Genomic DNA, 22,149 nt, shown 5'->3' with positions numbered 1-22,149 from the left:
CCGGTATGGGAAAGTTGCATCTACGAGATGCCTCTCTTTTTGGTGAAAAGGTGTTCTAGACAAACCCCATTTTCCGCGAAAAGACAGGCATTCTCGGTTTAAACCGCCGACCGCGCCCCGATCAGCATCGGTGAATCAAGGCTAAGCAGCCCCAAAAGTGGGCCACGGCTCCGGCGCTTTTTATGGGATTAGGCGGATTCCTTCTGGTGGTGTCCGGCTCCCCAACCCATGACCTGCTCGCAGGGGTGTGGCCCCCCGCTTTGCTGGTGCTAGCGGCCTGGATGGTTGTCCAAGCCCAACGGCAGCTGCGCAGCCCGAGCGGCCGCATCCTCCTGTATCCAGTGCTCGTGTTGCTCGTCCTGGCTTCATTGGGCGGCGGCTTCGAAACCGCAAGGGCCACTCTGAAGGCAGAGGCCGCTCCGGCACAGGGTCAGCTGATCGACGTCGGCGGGCACCGCCTGTATCTGAACTGCACCGGCTCCGGCAGCCCCACCGTCGTTCTCGAACCCGGCGCCGGCCTGATGTCCTCTGACCTCGGATGGATAGCACCGTCGGTTGCCCGTGACACCAGGGTGTGCGTCTACGACCGGGCAGGTCGTGGGTGGAGCGACCCGGTGACCACCACGCAGGACGGTGCGCAGACCGCGGCCGACCTTCACACGATGCTGCAGCGCGGGAACGAGCCTGGACCCTACGTTCTGGCAGGGCATTCATTCGGTGGCCTCTACGCGCTCACGTTCGCTGCCCGCTACCCCGTAGACGTGGCCGGATTGGTGCTGGTGGACTCAACCGCGCCAGCATCGGACAAAGACGCAGCCCACAGCAGTACCGCGGACGCCGAGGACACGATGAAGCGTGCCTCCGCACTCGCTTCGATGGCAGGGCGTCTCGGTCTGGGCCGTTTGCTCGGACTGACACCCGGGCACCTCAAGAGCACGCTCGACGAGTACATCCACACCGGCTCCTCGACGCAACAAGCCGCCGAGCTGAGGAACTTCACCGATAAACCGCTGGTCGTCCTGACAGCAGGCTCAGGCAGCCAGCCCGGCTGGGCCGCCTCGCAGGACGCCCTCGCCTCCCTCTCAACCAACAGCCTGCACCGAATCATTGACGGATCCACCCACATGTCATTGATAGACAATCAGGAAGACGGGGCCGCGTCCGCTCAGGGGATTCTGGATGTGGTCTCGACAGTGCGAACGGCAAGCCCACTGGCCCCGTAGCTCCACTCCCCCGAGTGGTTTCACGAGACGCGGAGCAACCTATGCGAACCGGGAGCGCAGGAGCTCGGCGACGACCGTAGACTGCACACGGGGCCATCGACAGGCTCGTAAAGTGTTACTCGAAGGAGATCCGTGGCTGACCTGGTTCCTGAATACCTGACCCTTGATTACCGGTGCCAGTTCCGCGGGACCCCGGGCGCGCGCCACGACCCGGAGGACTACCCGATGGTCTGGACCGTGAAGGTCAGGGGCACGGTGTGGGACGACGAGGATGACAGCGGGGACGGCAAAGAAGTGACCGTCGGGAAGGCCCAGCTGTATGTGGTGCCAGACGCGGGAATCATCGACCTTTTCCTGACCATGGACGCGGTGAACCAGAAGATGGCGAACATCGCCGAGATGCTCACGATCAAGCGACCTGACCTTCTGAAGGAGATGGCCCTCGGCGGGGACCTGCTGGTCCTGTCGTCCCTGGAGATTGAACCGAAGTTCCGTGGCAACAAGCTCGGGCACGCTGTCCTGAAGGCGATCCTCGGCGCCGTCGGCCGTTCAACAGCCCTTGTCATCGTGGAGGCTGCCCCGCTCCTAAACAAGGCTGCCCCGGAGCAAGGCACTCCCGAGCATGATGCAGCGAAGGCTGCGCTGCGGCTCTACTGGGAAAGCTTTGGCTTCCAGTCAGCGTACGGTGACTACCTCATGCTGGACGCAATGGCGGACGTCCTGGAATAGAGCTGCATTCCCGTTCCGGCACTCCTTGCCTGGTTGCCACTAACCTGCAGGACGTTTAGGGCCAAGAAGGGTAGGCCGCCTCTGGTGCCGGGACCGGGCGCGACTAGCGTGCGGCCGCACGCGGTACCAACTTCACGCTTCGTCGCAGAGAACAGGACCCCGCCGTGAGTACACCCTTCAAACCCGTCACCGCCTCTCCAAAACAGTGGTTCTGCTGATCGCGGTCCTGTTCGTGGACACCCCGCCGGTGGATGCTATCGTCTTCCACCACGACCTGCTGGGCGCGGACGACCCGAAAAGCTACTTCAGCGTGAGGTGATAGGCCGCGTCACCGACCTCGAGACCTCCTCGGACGAGAACCAATCCGCGCTAAACGCCGGCGGATGGCGCCGCCTGGACCTACATCGATAAGCAGATCGATCCCGTCCTCTCCGCTGTCCGGTCACGCACCCCCAACCCGGGGACAGAACAGAAAGTCCTGAACAACCTCCTCACCACCCTCGGAGGCGCCTAACCGCCCGCGAAGGCCGAGATGCGCTCCGCCCCAGAGGTACCTTTCCGAGGTGGAACTGACCGTCCGGCTGATCTGCCTGCCCGGAGTACACAGCCGACTAGCTAGTGACCCGTCGAGTCCCCTGCATACGTGTAATCCTTAGCGTCCTACCAGCCGGCGACTGGCTCAGCGGCTTGCCGTGCCGTCCACGAAGGAAACGCGGCCCGCGTACTGCTGGTATAGCTTCACCGCCTCGTCGACGTCGATGTGGCCGACGTCCAATGAGACAGCAAGACCCTCAAGTTGAGCGGAGCAGGTTTCCGCGGCGCTGACCTTGTCCGCGACTGCGCCGGAGGTGGCGAAGTTGGTGGCCAGTGCCGCGGCGACCGAAAAAATCACTGCGAGCAGGCACAGCACCCGCCACACCGTCGAGTCCTCGCTGAGCGCGAAGATACCGGCCACGGCGTGGCTGAACCCGGTCCCGCCAGCTGCGGGACCAGCGGTGAGTACGGCGGCCAGGCCGCTGCCGATGATACTGATTTTGGAGAGCCTGTCCCGCCGGGGGCGTTCCCGGGCAAGGTAGGCGCGGAGGGCCTGTTGTTTATCGTCGATCCGGGTGGACAGTCGCTGCCGAGCGTCCGGTGTTTCGCTCACGATCTGATGCCAGCCTCCCTACCGATCTGGGGCCCCTTGCGGTGACCAACGCGGACAGCAACAGCATCCTCCCGGAGACCTGCCGTGTCCAGAGTTGGATAGGCTCTTCACCCGTCTTGCTGGCCGCCCTGGCCGCCGCGTCGATGGCTTTCTCAAAATCGGGCGTTTGCGGGAAAAATGTCCGCTTCATCCTCGTCCTGGGGCCAGGGCCAAAAGGGGGTCCCCGTCGCCCAACTAAGCTAAGTCTCTCCGCCGGAGACGTTCGGGAATAGCCGCGGACATTGCAAACTTGGCGGCTCACGAACACGTCGACTGTTGCCTGCTTAGCCCAGGAGTGAAGTCGAAGAACTGATCCACGAGCGCCGAAGACCGGCTAGGACCGGGGGATCCCGTTCCGGGAAAGATGAGTCCACAAGAACTCCCAGATTAAGCCGTCGGTACTCCCCGGTCTGGTGGGGAATAGTTCAAGCACCTGAAGGTATCCGCTCCGTCCCCGTCCGAAGCATGACTCGTGTTTGCCGGTTGACGATGCGGACAATCCTGTTGCCGTGACTGTTCCCCGATTCCAGCCCTCCACAATCAAGGCGTGGCCTGCTCCTGTCTCCCGGGCGTCCGTAGGTTACAGCCTCGGGCTAGCCCGCGCGGTTGCCTGCGTAGGCGTCGGCGGTGTCGAAAGTGGTGATGCCCAGGTCCAGCGCCTGCCGGATGCAGGCCGTGGCCGCGTCCTGGTCGATCTGCTCGCCGTGGGTGACCCAGTTCCCATAGGCCAGTTCGCTGATGTACATGCCGGAGGAGCCAAGTTTGCGGTATTCCATGCTCGCCGTGCCTTTCGGAAACAGATGCTGGCGGCGGCTTCCGGGCCGGAGGCAGCGCACGCGGATTTTTGAATTGTCAGAAGGATGGACTTGTGACCCGGCTAAGAAGCCGGCTGCAAATGGTCCCTGAGTTCCTCCAAGGTCGGCGGATTTGCGCCCGGGCGGCGCACGGTGATGGCGGCGGCCATGGAGGCTGTGCGTCCCAGCTGCTCCAGGACGGCGGGGGCTAGGCCGTCGGTGCCGCGGGTGATGAGTCCCAGGATCAGGGCTGCCATGTATGCGTCGCCGGCGCCGATCGTGTCAGCGACCCCGGATGCCACTGATGGGATGTCCAGCTGTGTCGCGGCGGTGGCGAGGAGTGAACCCTGTGAACCTTGGGTGATGACTGCCAGCCCGGCTCCGAGCCCGAGGAGGTGCGCTGCGGTGCCATCCAGGTCCTTGCGGGGGTAGAGCCAGCGTGCGTCCTCATCGCTGAGTTTGATGACGTCGGTCAGGTGAACCAGGTCTTCGAAGGTGGATATGGCCTCGGCGTGGCTGCCGAGCAGGGCGGGCCTGATGTTGGGGTCATAGGTGATTGTGCTTTCGTGCCGGCACTGCTGCAGGAGGGATTTGACCGCGTCCGCGCCCGGTGCAAGGAAGGTGGCGATCGAACCGGTGTGAAGGACCTTCGGGACATAGGCGGGGGCGACCGGTTCCAGTGCCCAGCTAATGTCGAAGTCGTAGCTGGCGGACCCGTCCGGGGCGATAGTCGCGGTCGCCGAGGCGGTTCTTCCCAGGGAGTATGAGCCGGGCAGGAGCGTCACACCGGCACTGTGCAGGTGCCGTTCGATGGCGGCACCGCGTTCGTCGTCGCCGATGGCGGTCAGCAGGCCGGTGTTGATGCCGAGCCGGCCAAGCCCATAGGCAACGTTGGCGGGTGACCCGCCAGGGTATTCGCTTGTCCCCTCGTGCGAGGTGACGACGTCGATGAGGGCTTCTCCGACAACGACGACGTCCAGGGGCTGCCGGGACGGGCCGCGGGACTCGAGATTGTGCATGTCATGTCTTTCTTGAGGTGGTGTGCTGCCGGGTTCGCGCAGGAGGTGGCCGCGTTCATGCTGCCGGCCGTGCTCAGGCCGCGGCGGCGGTTGCCGCTTCCACGGCGGGTCGGGGACCGTTATGCGTATTGGGTGACATTCAGGCTGGTGAGGGTTGCTGTGCCCCCGTTGGCGTAGAGCGAGACCTCGGTGCTGGTGGCGGCCGGGAAGATCAGCTCGGTCAGGGTGATCTGGCCTCCCTGGGCGAAAACCTCGACGGAGCAGCGGTCCACGTAGATGGTGATTTCATAGGCACCGTCTGTCGCCCGGATCGGGGCAGTGTCGATGGAGGCGAAAGATTCGTGAAAGTCCGTGTGTCCGGATTCCCTGCGGTCGATAACGATGAGCGCTTCCGCGGGACGAATGCCGATGCGGGTTCCGTGCGCTCCCTCGCCGCGAACAATCAGCCCGAATTCCTCGGCCGTTCCCGGTGTAGCGGTGAACTCGATGCGTTGGACGCTGCCGGCGGCGCCGTCCAGGACGTGCTGCCCCTCGGAAATTTCGACTGCCGCAAGGCCGAATGACGGACCCTGCCCGGCGCGTGGAGCCAGCTCCCCTGCGGCCTGCTGCGCCAGCCGCCAGCTCCCCTCGACGCTGTGCAGAGACACTTCCCGGACCAGGGACATTGGACTGCGCCACGGCGAGGTGGGGATCTCGTTGGCGTACTGCCAGTTGTTCATCCACCCGACCATGAGCCTTCGGCCGTCGGGAACGTCGCTGAAGGAAACGGCGGCGTAGTAGTCCCTGCCCCAGTCGAGCCACTGGTACTCGGCGAGGCGGCCGGGGTTCTGCAGACCGTCGGTGACTGTGGTGTCTGAGGTGAACGTGGTCCCGTCGAAGTCCCCGACGAAGTACTGTCCGGCCGAGCCGTCGTTGGGTCCCCCGGGATTGAGGTTTACGGTCAGGACCCACTTGAGGTTTTCCGGGTCACTGTCGACAGGCAGCGGGAAGAGGTCCGGGCATTCCCAGACCCCGCCGGTGGCGTTGGCCGGGCCGAAGCTGCTCAGCAGTTCCCAGGCCTTGAGGTCGTGGGATTTGTAGAAGACGACTTCGAAATCCTGGGCTTCCACGGCCGCCATGACCCAGTAGCTTCCGGCGTCGGATTCGTAGCGGAAGACCTTGGGGTCGCGGAAGTCGGCTGACCCCCGGTTCAGCACGGGATTGCCGGGGTGTTTGGTCCACGTGTAGCCGCCGTCCAGGCTGTAGGCCAGGGACTGGGCCTGGACGCCGTGGTGCGCGGAAGCGGTCTTGTAGGCGCTGGTGTAGACGGCGACCAGCGGAGCCGTTGATCCGGTGCCGAAGCCGCTGGTGTTGTGCCGGTCGAAGACGATGCTGCCGGAAAAGATGTCTTCAAATTCGTCGCAGGCGATGGCTACCGGGTGCTCAGTCCAGGTCAACAGGTCCGTTGAGGTGGCGTGACCCCAGGACATGTTTCCCCAGACGTTGTCCCGCGGGTTGTTCTGATAGTAGAGGTGGTAGACGCCCGCATGGTGGACCAGGCCGTTGGGGTCGTTGAGCCAGGTATTCCGGGCTGCATAGTGCAGGGAGGGCCGGAAGGTGTCGGCCGTCGTGGCGGTCACGGCAGTCATGAGGGTCGGATCTCGATTCTGTGCTGGTGCGTACGGGAATTTCCCGGTGCGGGGTCCCGGACGGCAGGGCAGGCCGGCGYGTGATGAACCGGCCTGCCCCGCCGTGTCGGTGGCTAGGAGTTCTTCTTGTAGCGGTCGTAGGCCTGCTGGTAGACCTCGATCATTTTCTCGACTCCGATGTTCTTGAGCTGGGTGAGGTAACCGTCCCATTCCTGCTCGATGCCGCCGGAGACGATCCATTTGGCGATGTTTTGCTTGACCAGGGAGGTGGTGTCGGTCTCGATGCTGGTGATCTGCTGGAGTTCCTCGGTGGACAGTGCCACCGAGGGGTAGCCGTCGTTACCGGCGAAGGGCTTGTAGTTTTCGTTGACCGTCTTCTGGCGTTCCGCGGCGCGCGGTTCGGGCGCGACGACGGTCTTGAAGTTATCCGCGGTGTTGGCCTTCGGTCCGCCGGGGGCCACCTTCTGTCGGCGTTCGCCTTCGCTGGTTCCGGCCGGGGCGGGGATCTGGGTCAGCATCCCGTTGGCGTCTTTTTGGAGGGTTTCGCCGATCGGTCCCCAGTTGGCCTGGGCGGACTGGGTCGGGTCGTAGAGGTTGTCGGCCCAGCGCATGGTCGCGGCGGGGTATTTGTCGGCCCGGGTAATGGCGAAGGCGCCTCGGGCGATTTCCTGGTTATTGGACTGGCTGGCGATGCGCTTGCCGTCCACGCCTTGGAGCACGGGCACAAGGGCATAGTCGTTGGCGCGGTCGGCGCCGACCATCTCGGGGACTTCCCACCAAGCGAACGAGCCGAGGTTTTCCGTGGCGGCCTTGCCCTTCGCAAGGTAGGCCTTGTCGTCCTGGGAGAAGGATTCCGGATCGATCAGGCCTTCCTGGTACCACTGGTGCAGGGTCTGGATGGCTTTTTTGTAGCCGTCCTGCGTGGGGGTGAAGATGACTTTGTTGTCCTGGACGATGCGGTGGTCCATATTGTCCGGCACCCCGCCGAGGGCGGCGATCAGGTCCACGATGTCCCCGCACCAGGAACCGGGCATGAAGCTCAGCGGGATAGTCTTGCCGGTTCCTGATGCGTCCCGGGTTTTGAACGCCAGCAGGGCGTCGTGGAATTCAGCGATGGTCTTGGGCATGGGGATGTTGAGCTTTGTCAGCCATGCGGTGTTGATGGCGATTTCGTCGGGGAACTGGACGAGGCCGAGCTCCTCTATGGAGGGCAGGGAGTAGATGTGCCCGTCCGAGGAAGTGATGGCTGCCTTGATGTCGGGACGGGCAGCGAGCAGCTTGGAGAGGTTGGGCGCGTTCTTCTCAATCAGGTTCTCCAGCGGGATCAAGGTGCCGCTTGCGGAGTACGTCGCGATTTCCGCATCCGTCAGGCCCGTGTTGAAGAACGCATCCGGAAGGTCCCCGCTGGCCAGGATAAGGTTTTTCTTTTCTTTGAAGACGGTCTCGGGCAGATTCTGCCAGTCGATATGGATGTTGGTGTCCTTTTCCCAGTTCTTCACCACGGTCATGGTGCTGAAGTCCGGTGCCAGGGCCGTCTTGGTTCCCGAGAACTTCAGGGTCAGCTGCTTGCTGACGATCGGGAACCCTGTTGCTTGGAATCCGAAGTCAGCGGAGGCGTCTTTGACCTCCGGAGAGCCGGACTGGCCGCCTGAACAGGCGGTGAATGTCATTGTTCCGGCCAGGAGGGCGCCAAGGACGGCGCATTTTCGGCTGATTGCCATGGTCATTCCTATTCTGAGGTGTGTTTTGCCGGCCCGCGGCGGGTGCCCCGGGGACCGGTGGTGCGAGGCGAGGGTCCCTATTTGACGGCGCCGATCATGGCGCCCTTGGTGAAGTGCTTCTGCATGAATGGCAGGGCAATCATCAGCGGCAGGCTCGAGACGACGATCATGGCGTACTTGGTGAGCTCCGCGATCCTCTGCGCTGCCGCATAGGACTGGATGTCTCCCCCGGTGGTGCCGGTGGATGAAACATCGGATTGGATGAGGATGTTGCGCAGCACAAGCTGCAGCGGGTATTTGGAGTCATCATTCAGGAAGATCAGGGCGTCGAAAAACGAGTTCCACTGGGCCACGACATGGATCATGATCATGAGCATGATCAGTGGCTTGGACAGCGGCAGGACCATCTTGAAGAAAAACTTGAAGTCCGTGGCGCCGTCCATCTGGGCGGCTTCGCGGAGTTCATTCGGGATGGTGTGTTCAAAGAAGGAGCGGGCGATGATCAGGTTCCAGACCCCGACCGCACCGGGAAGGACCACGGCCCAGGCGGTATTGAGCATGCCAAGGTCCCGGACGACCAGGTACTTGGTGATGAGTCCGCCGTCGAAAAACATGGTGATGACGAACAGGAGCATCAGGATTTTCCGGCCCGGCATGTCCTTGCGTGACAGTGCGTAGGCGCCGCACAGGATCGTCGTGACACTGATCGCGGTCCCAAGGACGGTGTAAATGAGGGTGTTGCCCAGGCCGTTCCAGATCCGGCTGTCCGCGAAAATCCGCTGGTATCCCTCAAGCGTCACGCCCGAGGGAAACAGCCAGACCTTGCCCTCGTAGATCGCGTTAGGATCGCTGACAGAGGCGATGGCGATGAAGTACAGGGGATAGACCACTGCCAGGATCGACAGCAGCAGCACTGCAGTGGCGGTGACGTTGAAGACGCGGTCACCATACTTTTCCCTCAGCGTCTGCCGAGGGCGGTCTTGGATGACGGCCCGTGCGGGGCTGCCGGTAGTGCGGGGGTTGGTTGTCAGGGACATTTTGGCATCACCACAGGGTCGCTTGGTTGGCCCGGCGCGCCACCGTGTTGAAGAAGAGCAGTAGCGCCAGGTTGAGGATGGAGTTGAACAGGCCGATGGCGGCCGAATAGCTGAACTGGGCCTGCTGCAGACCGGCGTGATAGACGTAGGTCTGGATGATCTCCGAGCTCGAGAGGTTCAGCGGGGTCTGCATCAGCAGTGCCTTCTCGAATCCGACGTTGAGCAGGTTTCCGATGGCGAGGATGAACAGGATCGTTACCACCGGCATGATGCCCGGTAAGTCGATATGCCGGATGCGTTGCAGCTTCGAGGCACCGTCGACCTTGGCCGCGTCATGCAGTGCCGGGTCGATGGCCGCCAGTGCCGCGAGGTACACGATCATGGAGAATCCGGCGTTCTGCCAGACGTCGGAGATAACGTAGATGGGACGGAACCACTCGGCCGATCCCATAAAGAAGATCGGCTCGCCGCCGGCCAACTGGATGGCGTTGTTCACCAGCCCCGACCTCGGCGACAGGACCACGAACATGATGCCGACCACCACCACCGTGGAAATGAATGCAGGCGAATACAGTACCGTCTGGGTGAACTTCTTGAACCTCTCGCTTTGGAGCTGATTGACCAGCAACGCGAGGATGATCGGGATCGGAAAAGCCACCAGCAGGCCCAGTACGGCAATCCACAGCGTGTTTCCGAGGACCTGGCCGAACTGGTACGAGTTCACGAACCGGATGAAGTGCGTCAGACCCACCCAGGGGCTGTCCGTGAACCCGTCAGCAGGGTTGTAGTTCTTGAAGGYGATCTGCACGCCGTACATCGGCCAGTATTTGAAGACCGCGATATAGATGAGGGAGGGGGCTAGTAATACGTATAACTGCCACGCCCGGAAAATCCTCTTCAGACGGAGCGAAAGGGAAATCTTTCGTTGCGGCGACAATGCCGCGGACGGACGCCCGCGTCGGGCCGGGATGGTGCGGCTCATGGCATCTCCTTAGGATGGGTCACTGAGTTACGTTCAATCAGAGGGCAGTCCATTAGCTCGACCCGGCCATCGGGTTCCGCGTCCTGGAGGATCAGTTCGACCGCGCGCCGGCCCATGGCGACGAACGGCAGCTCAAAGGTAGTCAGGCCCGGCCGCAGGAACGGTGCCAGCGTTGCCTGATTATCGAAACCCACAATAGAGACGTCCCGAGGGATGGACAGACCCAAATCCGAGACCGCCTGATAGGCGCCCCAGGCGCCCCGGTCGTTGGCACAGAAAATTGCCGTTGGCGGCTTCGGACTCGTCAGCAGCTCCATCGCGTACCGGTACCCGTCTTCCTCGCCGCCCCCACCGAAGCGCACCAGATCCGGATCCACGTCCAGGCCCGCCTCCCGAAGGGCCCTGGTGTAGCCCTCATAACGGCCGACAGCAGCAGGCAGCCCGCTCTCCAAGGTCTCGATGTTGATCAGCCCTATACCGCGGTGCCCTGCGTCAAGCAGCCGGCGCGTGGCGGCATAACCGCCCTTCACTTCGTCGGGGGCGACGCTCGGGAATCGCCCTGCCCGGTCCTGGGAGTTCAGCACCACCGACCGCACTCCTGCCAGAGCCGCCGGGACATCCAACACACGGTGATACATGGCGGCATAAACCACACCGGCAACCTTGTAGGAAAGCATGGTGTCCAGGGATGCGACCTCAAGCTCCTTGTCACCCCCAGTGTTTACTGCCAGCAGGAGGAGCCCGTCTTCCCAGGCCCGCTGCTGCGCCCCCTCGATAATGGCCCCGGCGAATGGTGTTGTGGCTACGGTGTCGCCAATGAATCCGATCATGCCGGCCACCCCGTCGCGGAGGACCTTGGCGTGCGCGTTGGTGCGGTACCCCAGCCGATCCACGGCCTCGCGGACCCGCCGGCGGGTGTCCTCAGAGAAGCGCGACCCGGAAGCCGAATTTAACACCAGCGACACGGTCGCCTGCGAAACCCCGGCAGCAGCCGCGACGTCATGCATCGTCGGTCCTGACTTCGGCCGCGATCCAGCCATGACACCTCCTCGAGCCTTAGGTAATTTGGTAGGTTATGCGTATAACTTCTGATGAACTGTATCGTGCATCACACCAGCCGTCAACAGTGCGCGTTGACTCATTGAAAACCTCCGCGTAGCCGGATACGTTGCCTCATTTGAAAACCTCCGCCTGGCGGCGTGGTCTCCGACCGAGGCGGCGGTTGGCAGGACCCGGAACGATTGGGAGACCGCGGGTCTGGGCTACAAAATCATGTCGCCTGGAACAGAGACCTGCATGAAGTGGTTCAGGCAGCGCCAGGAGGAGGAATCAAAATTCAGGCCGAAAAGCCGTACGTGCACGAGAGTGTGCACAATGTGCACACTCCCTTTGGCCGGACAAACACGCATGGGCGCCCTTCACCTCGCTCGCCTAAGGCAGTTATCCGAGGAAAATCCCGAAAAGCATTTCGTCTGGTCATGTCGACACAACAACTACTAACCATGAACGAGTGAAGGCCAACAACTGGCCACCGGAGCAGTCAGAAGGGACGACGCATAGCCCTAGATCCCAGCAGGCGGAGGACCCCCAGGCAGGACCCTGACCCCGCCACCCACACAACCAAATAGGCGACCGCGGCGCCAGGCACCGACCGCGGACAGTGTCAGAGGGACCCTCCGAGAGACAATGTCCACACATTAAAGCAAAAACCCCTCTGGCGAGGGGTCATGCGTGCCCGAGGTGGGACTCGAACCCACACACCTTTCGATACCGCATTTTGAGTGCGGCGCGTCTGCCAATTCCGCCACTCGGGCGCGGAATACGTGCTGCAGACCGGTACGCCCACAGCTGATTGTGAGCAACGCGATCGCTTCACGTACGCGGAATTACTCTACATGCAGATAGGCTAAATCCCAGAATCGCGCCGCTGAAGCCGCAATAGACCATGCAGTTCAAAGTACGGCCGCGGGCGCACCTAAAATGGTGATGTTCCCCCGTACCCTTCCAAGGAGATCCCGTGACTGAACCGACGGAGTCAAACCCCACGTCCCAGCCGGCGCGCCGCGTCATTGTGGCCGAAGATGAAACCCTCATACGGCTCGACATCATCGAGATCCTGCGCGGCGAGGGGTACGACGTCGTGGGCGAAGCAGACAACGGCGAGAAGGCCGTGCAGCTCGCCGAAGAACTTAAACCTGACCTTGTGCTGATGGACGTCAAGATGCCCGTCATGGACGGCATCACCGCGGCCGAGAAGATCGTCAAGGCCCGCATCGCCCCCGTGGTCCTGCTGACRGCGTTCAGCCAGAAGGAACTCGTGGAGCGCGCCCGCGACGCCGGCGCCATGGCCTACGTGGTCAAGCCCTTCACCCCGGCAGACCTCATTCCGGCCCTGGAGATCGCCCTCTCCCGCCACGAGGAGATCAAGGCCCTTGAGAGCGAGGTGTCGGACCTGCAGGAGCAGTTCGCCACCCGCAAGCTCGTGGAGCGCGCCAAGAGCCTGCTGACCACCAAGATGGGCCTGACCGAGCCGGAAGCTTTCCGCTGGATCCAGAAGACCTCCATGGACCGCCGCCTCAGCATGCGCGAAGTCGCCGAGACCATCATCAATCAGGTCAACTAGCGAGCCTGGCCGGAATTTCGGCAAGCTCAAGCACCGGGCCTCAGGCTCAAGGAACTGTTTAAATGGAAGAACCCCCGCCAACCGGCGGGGGTTCTTCCATTTAAGCCGCCAAGGCGTCTTAACTCGTCAGGACGTCGGCCAGGGGCCGAGCTTCTCCCTGGGAGCACTCTCACTGCCGTCGCCCAGGCTGCCGGCGTCTGCGAAGTCGCCCACCCTGTGCGCCTTCAGGATGTTGGTGGAACCAGCCTTGCCGGGAGGCGAACCGGCGGCGATGATCACCAGGTCACCATCTTTCACCAGCTTCATTTCCAGGAGGCTGCGGTCAACCTGTGCGGTCATCTCATCGGTGTGGCCCACCATAGGAACCAGCACCGGCTGGATACCCCAGGTCAATGCCAGCTGGTTCCACACGCGCTCCACCGGAGTAAATGCGAACACCGGCTTGATGGGGCGCAGACGCGACAGACGGCGTGCGGAGTCGCCGGACTGGGTGAAGGTACAGATGTACTTCGCATCCAGCTGGTCAGCGATTTCGACGGCGGCACGCGTGATGGCGCCACCACGGGTCTTGGGCTTGGTCCCCAGCGGGGGGACGCGCTCCAGGCCGTGGACCTCGGTGGACTCGATGATCCGGGCCATGACCTTGACGGTCTCGATCGGGTACTTGCCCACGCTSGTCTCKCCGGAMAGCATSACTGCGTCGGCRCCGTCGAGSACKGCGTTGGCGCAGTCCGARGCCTCSGCMCGGGTSGGRCGCGGGTTGTCRATCATGGAYTCRAGGACCTGGGTGGCCACGATGACCGGCTTGGCCCAGCGGCGCGCCAGTTCAATGGCGCGCTTCTGTACAATCGGCACTTCCTCCAGGGGAAGTTCCACGCCGAGGTCGCCACGGGCCACCATGATGGCGTCGAAGGCGTCGATGATTTCGTGGAGCTGTTCCACCGCCTGCGGCTTTTCGATCTTGGCGATGACCGACACTCGCCGGCCCTCTTCATCCATGATCTCGTGCACGCGGGTGATGTCTGACGCATCGCGAACGAAGGACAGCGCAATGAGGTCCACACCGCGGCGCATCGCCCAGCGAAGATCGTCCTCATCCTTTTCGCTCAACGCGGGAACATTCACGGCAACACCGGGCAGGTTGATGCCCTTGTTGTTGGACACCATGCCGCCGACAGTGACGACCGTAACGACCTTGACGTCGTCCACCTCGGTCGCGCGCAGGGCGACCTTGCCGTCGTCGATCAGCAGGGCATCGCCCACCTTGACGTCTTCGGTGAGGCTCTTGAGCGTCGTGGAGCAAATCTCCTTGGTGCCCGGAACATCCTCGGTGGTGATGGTGAAGACGTCACCCTCGGCGAGCTCATGCGGGCCGTCAACAAACCGGCCCAGGCGGATCTTCGGGCCCTGCAGGTCAGCCATGATGGCCACCGGCTTGCTCAGCTGTGCTGCAGCCTTGCGAACGTTCTCGTAGGTGATGTCATGCACGGAATAGTCGCCGTGGCTCATGTTCATCCGGGCCACGTCCACGCCGGCTTCCAACACCGCCAAGGTGTTCTCAAAACTGGCAATTGCCGGGCCAAAGGTGGCCACAATCTTAGCGCGTCTCATATACCTACCCTAATAGTGTGCTGCATTGATTAAGTCGTTATGGAAGTGAACCTGAGGCGAACTGACCGTGCGTCTGGGACCGTTCGTCAGAGTACGGTGATGGCGCGGTCCGTCGGCGCCACCGGCGCCGGCAGGATGGTGCTCCCCATAAGGAACTTGTCCACCGCGGCTGCGCAGGCACGGCCCTCGGCGATGGCCCACACGATGAGAGACTGCCCGCGGCCGGCGTCGCCCGCCACGAAGATTCCCTCAGTGTTGGTCATGTAGTAGCCGTCGCGGGACACGTTGCCGCGGCCATCGAAGTCGGCACTGACCTGCTCGGTGATGCCGGCCGGCTCTGCTCCGGTAAAGCCCAGGGACAGGAACACCAGGTCCGCTGGAATGATCCGCTCGGTACCGGCCTTGGGGAGCCGCTTGCCGTCGACGAATTCCGTTTCAGCTACCTTCACGCCGGTGAGCTTGCCGTTCTCGCCCACGAACTCCACGGTGGAGGCGAGGTACGTGCGTTCGCCGCCCTCCTCGTGGGCGCTGGCCATTTCGAACAGCGTGGGGAACGTCGGCCAGGGCTGGTGCCCGGCACGTTCGGACGGCGGCTGCTTGCCGATGGCCAGGGTGGTCACCGAGGCGGCCCCGTGGCGGTGCGCGGTGCCGAGGCAGTCGGCTCCGGTGTCGCCGCCGCCCAGGATCACCACGTGCTTGCCCCTGGCGTGGATCTGGTTCTCCACGGTCTCCCCCGCGACAACGCGGTTGGCCGGCACCAGGTAATCCATGGCGTAGTGCACGCCCTCCAGGCCGCGGCCGGGAATGGGCAGGTCACGCGGGACGGTGGCGCCGGTGGCAACCACCACGGCGTCGTACCGGCGGCGCAGCTGCTCCCACGTCACGTCGGTACCCACGGCGACGCCGGTGCGGAAGCGGGTGCCTTCGGCCTTCATCTGCTCGACGCGCCGGTCCACCTGCTCCTTCTCCATCTTGAAGTCGGGGATGCCGTAGCGGAGGAGCCCGCCGATCTTGTCGTCACGCTCGTACACCGCCACGGTGTGGCCCACGCGGGTCAGCTGCTGCGCGACGGCCAGGCCGGCAGGGCCGGAGCCGACGACGGCAACGGTCTTTCCGGTCAGGCGCGTCGGGGGCAGCGGGTTAACCCAGCCGTTGTCCCAGGCCTCATCGGCGATCGAGACTTCAACCTGCTTGATGGTCACGGCAGGCTGGTTGATCCCCAGCACGCACGACGCCTCACAGGGCGCCGGGCACAGCCGGCCGGTCCATTCGGGGAAGTTGTTGGTGGCATGCAGCCGCTCAATCGCTTCCTCGCCTTTGTCCCGCCAGGTGAGGTCGTTCCACTCCGGGATCAGGTTGCCCAGCGGGCAGCCCTGATGGCAGAACGGAACGCCGCAGTCCATGCAGCGGCCCGCCTGGGCCTTCAGGACGCCCTTTTCCTGGGCCTCGTAAACTTCCTTCCAGTCCATGATGCGGACCGGAACAGGGCGGCGTGGCTGGGTTTCACGCTGGCGTACTTTTAGAAATCCGCGTGGATCAGCCACCGGTTACCTCCAGGATTCGAGCCCAAACTTCTTCGCCGTCGGGGTCCAGGCCCTCTTCGATGGCGTCAAGCCGGGTTTGCAGGACTGCCGCGTAATCGCGCGGCAGCACTTTGGTGATGCGGGCAGCAGTGTCGTCGAAGTTCTCCAGCAGCCGGGCAGCGTGCAGCGATTCCGTTTCCTCAACGTGCTTCAGCAGCAGGCCGTGGACAATGTCGCGGTCTTCGGCGTCGAGCTCCATGAGCTGGAGCTCACCTGATTGCAGGGCGTCCTTGTTGACCCGCGTGATCCGCAGGTCCAGCACGTAAGCGGTACCGCCGGACATGCCGGCACCGAAGTTGCGTCCGGTCCGGCCGATGATCAGCGTCTGACCGCCGGTCATGTACTCGCAGCCGTGATCACCGATGCCTTCAACGACGGCGGTGGCGCCCGAGTTGCGGACCAGGAAGCGTTCGCCCACCTGGCCGCGCAGGAACATTTCGCCGCTCGTGGCGCCGTAGCCGATCACGTTGCCGGCGATGACGTTGGCTTCCGCCTTGAACACGTTGCTGCGGTCCGGCCGGACAATGATGCGTCCGCCGGAAAGGCCCTTGCCGACGTAGTCGTTCGAGTCGCCGAACAGGCGCAGCGTGATGCCGGCGGGCAGGAACGCGCCCAGCGACTGACCGGCTGTGCCCGTCAGGGTGATGTCGATGGTGTCCGGCGCCAGCACGTCAGTACTGAACGTCTTGGTCACCGTGTGCCCGAGCATGGTGCCCACCGAGCGGTCAGTGTTGATGACGTCCACGGCGATCTTCACCGGGCTGCGGTCAGTCAGCGCCTCCGTAGCCATGGTGATCAGCCGCTGGTCGAAGTGCTTATCCAGCTCGTGGTTCTGCGAGGTCATGTTGCGCAGCGGAGCGTCGTCGTCGAACTCGAGACCGTGCAGGATCGGGTCCAGGTCCAGGCCGTCGGCCTTCCAGTGGTTAATCGCCTCGCGGGCATCCAGCACCTCGGCATGGCCAATGGCCTCCTCGATGCTGCGGAACCCAAGTTCGGCAAGGATCTCGCGGACTTCCTCGGCCAGGAACTCGAAGAAGTTGACCACGAACTCGGGCTTGCCGCTGAAGCGGGCCCGCAGTTCCGGGTTTTGCGTTGCCACACCCACGGGGCAGGTGTCCAGGTGGCAGACGCGCATCATGATGCAGCCTTCCACCACCAGCGGAGCGGTGGCGAAGCCGAACTCCTCACCGCCGAGCAGCGCGGCAATAACCACGTCCCGGCCGGTCTTGAGCTGGCCGTCAACCTGCACCACCACGCGGTCGCGCAAGCCGTTGAGCATCAGCGTCTGCTGGGTCTCCGCGAGTCCCAGCTCCCACGGCACACCCGCATGCTTGAGCGAGTTCAGCGGGGAGGCGCCCGTGCCGCCGTCGTGTCCGGAGACAAGTACGACGTCGGCCTTCGCTTTCGTGACACCCGATGCCACAGTGCCGATCCCCACTTCGGAGACGAGCTTGACGTGGACCCGGGCCGAGGGATTGGCGCGCTTCGCATCGTAGATGAGCTGCGCGAGGTCCTCGATGGAGTAGATGTCGTGGTGCGGGGGTGGAGAAATGAGCCCGACGCCGGGCGTCGAGTGACGCGTCCGGGCAACCCAGGGGTACACCTTCTGCGCCATCAGCTGGCCTCCTTCGCCGGGCTTGGCACCCTGCGCCATCTTGATCTGGATGTCGTCGGCGTTGGTCAGGTACAGGCTGGTGACACCGAACCGGCCCGAGGCGATCTGCTTGACCGCAGAACGGCGCTTGGGATCCAGCAGCCGGTCCACGTCCTCGCCGCCTTCACCGGTGTTGGACTTTGCGCCCAACTGGTTCATGGCGATCGCGAGGGTCTCGTGGGCTTCCTTCGAGATGGAACCGTAGCTCATGGCGCCGGTGGAGAAGCGCTTCACAACGCTGGAGACAGGCTCCACTTCCTCCAACGGAACCGCGGGACGATCATTCTTGAACTTGAGCAGACCGCGCAGGGTCATCAGGTTCTCGGACTGGTCGTCCACACCCTTGGTGTAGGCCTTGAAGATGTCGTAGCGGCGCTCACGGGTGGCGTGCTGCAGCCGGAAGACGGTCTCCGGGTTGAAGAGGTGCGGCTCGCCGTCGCGACGCCACTGGTATTCGCCGCCGCCAAGCAGGGGGCGGTGCGGCTGCTCGATTCCGCCTTCCGGGTACGCCATTTGGTGCCGTGCGGAAACCTCGGCAGCGATGACGTCCAGGCCCACGCCGCCCAGCTGCGAGTGAGTGCCGGCGAAGAATTCGTCCACCAGTTCCTGCCCAAGGCCCAGGGCCTCGAACGTCTGCGCGCCGGTGTAGGAGGCCACGGTGGAGATGCCCATCTTGGACATGATCTTCAGGACGCCCTTGCCGAGGCCCTTGATGAGGTTGTACACGCCGTCCTGCGGCGTCACCCCCACCACGTCGCCCGTGGAAATGAGCTGTTCGACAGATTCCATGGCGAGGTACGGGTTCACTGCGGAGGCGCCGTAGCCGATCAGGACAGCAACGTGGTGCGTCTCGCGGACGTCGCCGGCCTCGACCACGAGGGCGGTCTTGGTGCGGTTGGCGCTGCGGAGCAGGTGGTGGTGCACGGCGCTGACCAGCAGCAGCGAAGGAATCGGTGCCCACTGGGCGTTCGAGTCACGGTCGGAGAGCACCACGTACTGCACGCCGCGGTTGATGGCACCGGAAACCTGCTCGCAGATTTCGGTGAGACGGGCACGCAACGCGGACTCGCCGCCTTCGGGGCGGTACAGGCCACGGACCTTCATGGCTATGCGGTCGCCGTCGGGCGTTTCAATATTGGCGATCTTGGCGAGCTGGTCGTTGGTGATCACCGGAAACGGCAGCGAAACCTGCGGCTGCCGGACCCGCTTGGTGTCCAGCAGGTTGCCGTTGGGGCCGATGGCGCAGGTCAGCGAAGTGACCAGCTCTTCACGGATGGCATCCAGCGGCGGGTTGGTGACCTGCGCGAAGGACTGCACAAAGTAGTCGAAGAGCAGCCGGGGGCGCTTGGACAGCACTGCCACCGGGGTGTCGGAGCCCATGGCGCCCAGCGGTTCCGCACCGGTGCGGGCCATCGGTCCCAGCAGGATCTTGAGCTCTTCGGTGGTGTAACCGAAGGTCCGCTGGCGGATGTTCACCGACGCAGCCGTATGGACCACATGCTCGCGCTCCGGGAGGTCCTTGAGGTCGATCAGGTTGTCCTTGAGCCATGCGGCCCAAGGGTTCGCCGCGGCGACGTCCGCTTTGACCTCTTCGTCGTCAATGATGCGGCCGGCGTCAGTGTCCACCAGGAACATCTTGCCCGGCGAAACGCGGCCCTTCTTAACCACTTTGGAGGGTTCGACGTCGATCACGCCCACCTCAGAGGCGAAGATAACCAGTCCGTCCTCGGTGATCCAGTAGCGTCCGGGCCGCAGGCCGTTGCGGTCCAGGGTGGCGCCTACCAGGTTGCCGTCAGTGAAGGAGACGGCGGCGGGACCGTCCCAGGGCTCCATGAGCAGTGAATGGTATTCGTAGAACGCGCGCCGTGCGGGATCCATGGTGGCATGGTTCTCCCAGGCCTCCGGGATCATCATCATGATCGAGTGCGTGATGGGCCGGCCGGAGAGCCAGAGCAGCTCAGCCACCTCGTCGAAGGACGCTGAGTCGGAGGCACCGGGCGTGCAGATGGGGTACAGCTCTTCGGGGGAATCCCCCAGGAGCGGGTTGGCGAGCTGGGACTGGCGGGCGCGCATCCAGTTCCGGTTGCCCTTGACGGTGTTGATTTCACCGTTGTGGGCGATGGTGCGGAACGGCTGGGCCAGCGGCCAGGACGGGAAGGTGTTGGTGGAGAAGCGCGAGTGGACGATCGCCAGCTTGGTCTTGAAGCGCTTGTCGGAGAGGTCCGGGTAGAACGGCTCCAGCTGGGCAGTGGTCAGCATGCCCTTGTAGACGATCGTGCGGGAAGACAGGGACGGGAAGTAAACACCGAACTTGTTCTGGGCACGCTTGCGGATCCGCCAGGCCCGGGCGTCGAGCTCATTGCGGTCCAAGTGCTCGCCGGTTGCCGAGGCAAGGAAGGGCTGTGAGAAGTACGGCATGCAGGCGCGGGCCATGGCACCCACCAGGTCAGCCACGATGGGCACTTCGCGCCAGCCCAGGACGGTGAGGCCTTCATCAGTGGCAAGGCCTTCGATGCCTGCTTTGGCGGCGTCGGCCTCGCGCTGCTCGGACGGCAGGAACGCAGTGCCCGCCACGTACTGTCCGGGCGCGGGAAGTTCGAATTCTGTAATGGCCCGGAAGAACTCGTCGGGGATCTGCATCAGGAGGCCGGCACCGTCACCGGTGCCTTCGTCTGCGCCCACGGCACCACGGTGCTCGAGGTTGCGCAGCGCGGTCAGGGCGGCGTCGACGATGTCGTAACCAGGCTCACCGCGGAGCGTGGCGATGATCGCAAGGCCACAGGCGTCTTTTTCGTTTTCCGGGTTGTATAGACCCCGGGCCTCCGGCAGCGCAGCGAAGCGCTTGAACGGAGAGACGGGGCCGTCGGATCCTATTTTTTCGGACCAACGCGGGCTATGAAGATGGGTCATTGAAGACGTCCTTCCTCGAGATCGTACGTATGGAAGGGACACCGTTGGCCCCACTTCTGAGCGCCGATGTGATGGGCACAACAAAGTGTTATTTACTGGAAATTGTAGGCCAGACAGGCCTGCTGAACGAACAGTTACGCAGGCCCCTGACCCGGGCTTGACCAAACAGCGGCTATCTGCTGCCTGGGCGGGCCCTTCTTGCCACGACGCTGTGGTGTGTGGGCGCTCCGAGGGGTGACTCTGCTGCCCTGCCGTGCCGGCGTGCTACTTGCTTGTGCCAGCCTCCGGCGCGGATTCCGTTGCCTTGTGGCCGGAATTCCCGGCCTCCGACGTCACAGGGATGGCCGTGTCGCCGTCCCTGGATGCCGGTTCCTCTTCCGTTGGGGTGGAAGAATTTCCGGGTCCATTTTGGATATCAGGCAGATTATCATGCGATTCACTATCTGAGACACGGGTATCCGCATCGCGGACAGCCGGAATCCCGGGCGCCACACGAACACCATCTTCCCCGCCGTCCCTGACCTCGCCCGCACCCTCGGCGGCCGGGCCACGACCCGCCAGATAAGGCGTATCCGGTTCGGGCCGGCCTTTCCGCCCCAGCAGGACGAACACGATAAGCGCTGCCACAAAGACGAAAATGCTGGTCCAGACATTGAGCCTGGTGGTGATGCCGAAGAGGTTGACCTGCTCAGCATCATCGATGCGCATCGCTTCGATCCAGACCCGGCCCAGCGTGTAGTACATCGCGTAGAGCCAGAACAGCCGGGCACGGCGGAAGTTGAACCTGCGGTCAAGGGCGAGCAGGATGAGCACGCCCGCAATGTTCCAGAGGGACTCATACAGGAACGTAGGGTGGAACAGCGTATCTGCCGGCATGCCAGCCGGGAAGTTGGCATTGTTCGGATCGATCTGCAGACCCCAGGGCAGCGTTGTGGGCCCGCCGAAAAGCTCTTGGTTGAAGTAGTTTCCCCACCTGCCGATGGCCTGGGCCAACAGCAGGCCCGGTGCCGCTGCGTCAAGGAAGGATGTGAGCTTCACGCCAGCGCGCCGGCAGCCGATCCAGGCTCCCAGGACGCCCAGGACCACGGCACCCCAGATGCCCAGTCCGCCGCGTTGGATCTGCGGGATCAGCCAAAGATCCCCGGTGCCGTCGAAACCGGGGCCGAAGTACTGGTCCGGCGACGAGACCACGTGATAGAGACGGCCGCCGATGATGCCGAATGGAATCGCCCAGATGACGATGTCCCAGACACTTCCTTCAGGGGCGCCGCGCCGGGCCCACCTGACGGAGGTCAGCCACAGGCCCGCGATGATCCCGGCCAGGATGCACAGGGCATAGGCGTGGATCCGGAGTGACCCCCAGGGCAGCGGGATGTCGAAGCCGGACCAGCCCGGGCTGGGAATGCTGGCCGGCACCAGGGCGGCGGCCTGAAGGAGGATCTGCATCGT

At 63.6% G+C, this 22,149-nt stretch carries 14 protein-coding genes, 1 tRNA gene and 1 pseudogene; 3 read left to right on the top strand and 13 right to left on the bottom strand.

Going from position 1 to position 22,149, the window contains the following annotated elements; all coding sequences use genetic code 11:
- Positions 1-182: 182 nt before the first annotated feature.
- Together AC1DIM_RS09550 and AC1DIM_RS09545 are read left to right on the top strand one after the other, a co-directional pair.
- Positions 183-1,223, top strand: coding sequence for an alpha/beta fold hydrolase (locus AC1DIM_RS09550; protein WP_477710242.1), 1,041 nt, complete (start codon positions 183-185; stop codon positions 1,221-1,223).
- A 132-nt stretch (positions 1,224-1,355) separates the two neighbouring features.
- The gene (locus tag AC1DIM_RS09545; RefSeq protein ID WP_477710241.1) at positions 1,356-1,952 is read left to right on the top strand and encodes a hypothetical protein; all 597 of its coding nucleotides are present in this window, start codon (positions 1,356-1,358) and stop codon (positions 1,950-1,952) included.
- Between the two features lie 679 nt (positions 1,953-2,631).
- On the opposite strand, the gene AC1DIM_RS09540 is transcribed toward AC1DIM_RS09545, so the two are convergent.
- From AC1DIM_RS09540 to AC1DIM_RS09500, 9 genes and pseudogenes are all read right to left on the bottom strand, one after another.
- The gene (locus AC1DIM_RS09540) at positions 2,632-3,099 is read right to left on the bottom strand and encodes a hypothetical protein (RefSeq protein ID WP_477710240.1); all 468 of its coding nucleotides are present in this window, start codon (positions 3,097-3,099) and stop codon (positions 2,632-2,634) included.
- Positions 3,100-3,737: 638 nt separating this feature from the next.
- Positions 3,738-3,914, bottom strand: a pseudogene (locus tag AC1DIM_RS09535) (aldo/keto reductase); the annotation flags it as partial.
- A 101-nt stretch (positions 3,915-4,015) separates the two neighbouring features.
- Positions 4,016-4,951 (bottom strand): carbohydrate kinase family protein, encoded by a 936-nt coding sequence (locus AC1DIM_RS09530; RefSeq protein ID WP_477710239.1) that lies wholly within the window; start codon positions 4,949-4,951, stop codon positions 4,016-4,018.
- A gap of 119 nt (positions 4,952-5,070) precedes the next feature.
- Entirely contained in the window at positions 5,071-6,579 is a 1,509-nt protein-coding gene (locus tag AC1DIM_RS09525; protein ID WP_477710238.1) for a glycoside hydrolase family 32 protein, read from the bottom strand.
- Between the two features lie 113 nt (positions 6,580-6,692).
- Positions 6,693-8,300: an ABC transporter substrate-binding protein gene (locus AC1DIM_RS09520; RefSeq protein WP_477710237.1), complete on the bottom strand. Its 1,608-nt coding sequence runs from the start codon at positions 8,298-8,300 to the stop codon at positions 6,693-6,695.
- 77 nt (positions 8,301-8,377) lie between these two features.
- Entirely contained in the window at positions 8,378-9,337 is a 960-nt protein-coding gene (locus AC1DIM_RS09515) for a carbohydrate ABC transporter permease (RefSeq protein ID WP_477710236.1), read from the bottom strand.
- Between the two features lie 7 nt (positions 9,338-9,344).
- Positions 9,345-10,319 carry an ABC transporter permease gene (locus AC1DIM_RS09510; protein ID WP_477710235.1) on the bottom strand — a complete coding sequence of 325 codons (975 nt, stop codon included), beginning with the start codon at positions 10,317-10,319 and terminating at the stop codon, positions 9,345-9,347.
- On the bottom strand, positions 10,316-11,359 hold the full coding sequence (locus tag AC1DIM_RS09505; RefSeq protein ID WP_477710234.1) for a LacI family DNA-binding transcriptional regulator: 1,044 nt from the start codon (positions 11,357-11,359) through the stop codon (positions 10,316-10,318). Before AC1DIM_RS09505 ends, AC1DIM_RS09510 begins: the two co-directional genes overlap by 4 nt.
- Before the next feature lie 692 nt (positions 11,360-12,051).
- Positions 12,052-12,133: transfer RNA gene (locus AC1DIM_RS09500), tRNA-Leu, on the bottom strand.
- Between the two features lie 203 nt (positions 12,134-12,336).
- Here AC1DIM_RS09500 and AC1DIM_RS09495 point away from each other — a divergent pair.
- Positions 12,337-12,942, top strand: a complete 606-nt coding sequence (locus AC1DIM_RS09495) for an ANTAR domain-containing response regulator (protein ID WP_275213687.1) — start codon at positions 12,337-12,339, stop codon at positions 12,940-12,942.
- A gap of 126 nt (positions 12,943-13,068) precedes the next feature.
- Here AC1DIM_RS09495 and pyk read toward each other — a convergent pair whose 3' ends face one another.
- The 4 genes from pyk to lgt all read right to left on the bottom strand — a co-directional run bounded on the left by pyk (position 13,069) and on the right by lgt (position 22,146).
- Positions 13,069-14,553 (bottom strand): pyruvate kinase, encoded by a 1,485-nt coding sequence (pyk, locus tag AC1DIM_RS09490; protein WP_477710233.1) that lies wholly within the window; start codon positions 14,551-14,553, stop codon positions 13,069-13,071.
- 86 nt (positions 14,554-14,639) lie between these two features.
- The gene (locus tag AC1DIM_RS09485) at positions 14,640-16,097 is read right to left on the bottom strand and encodes a glutamate synthase subunit beta (RefSeq protein ID WP_477710232.1); all 1,458 of its coding nucleotides are present in this window, start codon (positions 16,095-16,097) and stop codon (positions 14,640-14,642) included.
- Positions 16,090-20,700 carry a glutamate synthase large subunit gene (gene gltB, locus AC1DIM_RS09480; protein ID WP_477710231.1) on the bottom strand — a complete coding sequence of 1,537 codons (4,611 nt, stop codon included), beginning with the start codon at positions 20,698-20,700 and terminating at the stop codon, positions 16,090-16,092. The genes AC1DIM_RS09485 and gltB overlap by 8 nt, the downstream gene beginning before the upstream one ends.
- Positions 20,701-20,964: 264 nt before the next feature.
- Positions 20,965-22,146, bottom strand: a complete 1,182-nt coding sequence (lgt, locus tag AC1DIM_RS09475; RefSeq protein WP_477710230.1) for a prolipoprotein diacylglyceryl transferase — start codon at positions 22,144-22,146, stop codon at positions 20,965-20,967.
- Positions 22,147-22,149 lie beyond the last annotated feature (3 nt).

The sequence above is a fragment of the Pseudarthrobacter sp. 01T43 genome, assembly GCF_056398665.1.
The sequence above is the reverse complement of the archived record's forward strand: the minus strand, read 5'-3'. Positions and strand labels throughout refer to the sequence as shown.